The organism is Arthrobacter sp. HMWF013 (assembly GCF_003061105.1).
In the GTDB taxonomy this organism is placed as follows: domain Bacteria; phylum Actinomycetota; class Actinomycetes; order Actinomycetales; family Micrococcaceae; genus Arthrobacter.
This window is the reverse complement of record NZ_QAIQ01000145.1, coordinates 1-2563: the sequence shown is the minus strand read 5'-3', so window position 1 is coordinate 2563 and position 2563 is coordinate 1. Positions and strand designations below refer to the sequence as shown.

At 62.6% G+C, this 2563-nt stretch carries 3 protein-coding genes, 1 tRNA gene and 1 pseudogene; 3 read left to right on the top strand and 2 right to left on the bottom strand.

What is annotated here, in order from left to right:
* Both DBR22_RS24355 and DBR22_RS06865 read left to right on the top strand, forming a co-directional pair.
* A pseudogene (locus tag DBR22_RS24355) lies at positions 1-142 on the top strand (ATP-binding cassette domain-containing protein); the annotation flags it as partial.
* Positions 143-211: 69 nt separating this feature from the next.
* Positions 212-288, top strand: a tRNA-Pro gene (locus DBR22_RS06865).
* Positions 289-420: 132 nt separating this feature from the next.
* Here DBR22_RS06865 and DBR22_RS06860 read toward each other — a convergent pair.
* Positions 421-633, bottom strand: coding sequence for a hypothetical protein (locus DBR22_RS06860; RefSeq protein WP_108598392.1), 213 nt, complete (start codon positions 631-633; stop codon positions 421-423).
* Between the two features lie 131 nt (positions 634-764).
* Here DBR22_RS06860 and DBR22_RS06855 point away from each other — a divergent pair, with 131 nt between their 5' ends.
* The gene (locus DBR22_RS06855) at positions 765-2039 is read left to right on the top strand and encodes a helix-turn-helix domain-containing protein (RefSeq protein WP_108598391.1); all 1275 of its coding nucleotides are present in this window, start codon (positions 765-767) and stop codon (positions 2037-2039) included.
* 17 nt (positions 2040-2056) lie between these two features.
* On the opposite strand, the gene DBR22_RS06850 is transcribed toward DBR22_RS06855, so the two are convergent.
* A partial coding sequence (locus DBR22_RS06850; RefSeq protein WP_308810186.1) for a phosphoribosylaminoimidazolesuccinocarboxamide synthase occupies positions 2057-2563 on the bottom strand: 507 nt, incomplete at its 5' end.

Sequence of the window (2563 nt, the reverse complement as noted above, 5' to 3'; positions counted from 1 at the left end):
GCTCTCCACCGTGGAAACGGCCGACCGCGTGCTGGTGGTCCACGACGGCCGCATTGTGGAGGACGGCACACCGGCAGAGCTGATCGGCGGCGGCGGACGGTTCGCAGACCTCCACGGCGCCTGGAAGGACTCCCTGGTCTGACCGGACGCCGCCGATTTCGCATCCGGGCCCGGCGTCGGCTATCCTTGTAAAGTTGCTTTTGCAGCGGATCGGGATGTGGCGCAGCTTGGTAGCGCGCGTCGTTCGGGACGACGAGGTCGCAGGTTCAAATCCTGTCATCCCGACCAAAAGAAAGAGGGTCTCCCCCCGGGGAGGCCCTCTTTTTTGTCACTTTTTCGCAACATATGCGCGGCATAAGGAAAGCCCCGGTGCATGGGATCCATGCACCGGGGCTCCGAACCTCGTTGGAGAGAGGTTACTTAGGCCGGGTCAGGCCAGTTACCGCTGTAGGTGGAGTAGGAAGTGTCGCTGCTCTTCTTGACCTTGGACGATGCCGGATCAGGCCAGTTGCCACTGGCGACCGAAACGCCGGCAGTGTCGGAAATCGAACCAGCGGACAGGACAGCCGGAGCCGCCGCTGAGAATGCCAGGGCGCCTGCCAGTACGGCCGCAGCCGCAATCTTCTTAAACATAAATTGTCCTCAATACGAGTCGGATTCGTTACAAAGTCAGCACGTCCTTGTTGACACCTATTGTAAAATGTCTTCCACAGGGACTGTCAAGCTTTGTGTATATATGCTGTCCAGAATAAGGAGGATTTCCCGTGGGCAACGGATTCGGGGAGAAGCTCCGGGCGGAGCGGCTCGAGCGTGGTCTGACCCAGGCCGAACTGGGTAAGGACCTGTATTCCCCGAGCTATATCTCCCTCCTGGAGACCGGTCGCAGGGAGCCTACGGCCGAGGTCATTGAAGAACTTGCCCGCCGGCTGGAACTGGCGCCGAAGGCCCTGGAAGCCTGGAGCCAGCCCATCTCCGTCAGCGATGCCGAATACGTGTTGGCCGGACTGTATGCGCGGCAAGCGTGGGATCTTCGCGATTATCCCCTCGCCGCGAGCCATGCAGCGACCGCGGCCAGAATCGCACTCGAGGGTAAAAACACCAGCGCCTGGTGGAACATGACCTATATGCAGGCAGAATGCCTGATGAAACACGGGGACCTTCAGGACTGCCAGCAGATCACCCAGCGCCTGTTGGAGCACCCCATGGCCACCGAGTCCGCCGGACTGGCCGTACGGGCGCGGCAAATGCTCGCGGCAGTGTTCCACCGGCAGGGCCAGCTTTCGGTAGCTGTGGACCACGCTCTCGAAGCGGTGCACCTGTCATCGCAATTGCCCAAGAGCTCCACGGTCACCATCGGCGCCCACCGCATCCTCATCGGTGCACTGGCCGAGAGCGGACGGCTGGACGAGGCCTGGAAATACTGCCAGGCCATGAATGACCAGGTGGACGAAAACTCGATGGCCCAGCTCGCCGGTGAAGTCGCCTGGGTGATCGGGAACGTGGCCTTCATGCGCCACGACTACACCGAAGGCGTCAAGCAGCACGAGCGCGCTGCGAAGCTGCTCTCCCCCGCCAACGACATCGAGCTGTGGGCCCGCTTCAACAAGGCCTCGGCTGCAGTCAGGCTCCAATCCGGCATCGTGGAGCCTGAAACACTCGCCTCCATTGAACGTGCCGAACTGGCGTTTTCCATCGTCCATGGCATGAAGAGCGACCAACTGGAGGTCGCCTTCATCCGCGCCCGCTGGCTGTACCTCACCGGGGATATTGTTGCCGCCATCCAGAAGCTCCGCGAGATCCATGCCGAGTCCGATTCACTCGCCAAGCACACCGCGGGAGAAGTAGCGCTCCTGCTGGGCAAGTCCCTCAAGGCCGCGGGCGAATCCGATGAAGCGCTCGTCTACCTCCACGAGGCACAGAAGGACTTCAGCTCGGCCGGGGCCCAGGACCGGGTCCAGCAGGCGCTGGACTCGATCCTGGAAATCCGGCTGGCGCAGCAGCGGTCCGCCGCCGCGGCGAAAAACGCCAAGGCAAGCTAGCCCAACTCAGGGAACGGCTAGGAAAAAGCCTTGCCCGTCAGTTTTTCGTAGGCCTCCACATAGCGGCTGCGGGTACGGGCCACAACGTCCTCGGGCAATGCCGGCGGAGGCGTGTCCGAGTTCCTGTCCCAGCCGGACTCAGCCGATGTCAGCCAGTCCCGGACATACTGCTTGTCATACGACGGCTGCGCCTTGCCCGGCTCATAGGTGGCTGCATCCCAGAAGCGGGAGGAATCCGGCGTGAGGACCTCGTCGCCCAGGGTGATGGCGCCGGACACTGCGTCGTAGCCGAATTCCACCTTGGTGTCCGCCAGGATGATGCCGCGTTCACGGGCAATCTTCTCGGCCGCCGTGTAGATCTTCAGGGTCAGCTCACTCAGCCGCCCGGCGATGTCGTCCCCCACCATGGCAACAACATCGTCATAGGAGATGTTCTCGTCATGCTCGCCCACCTCGGCCTTGGCCGACGGCGTGAAGATGGCCCGTTCCAGCCGTGAGCCGTCCACCAGGCCCTCGGGCAGCGG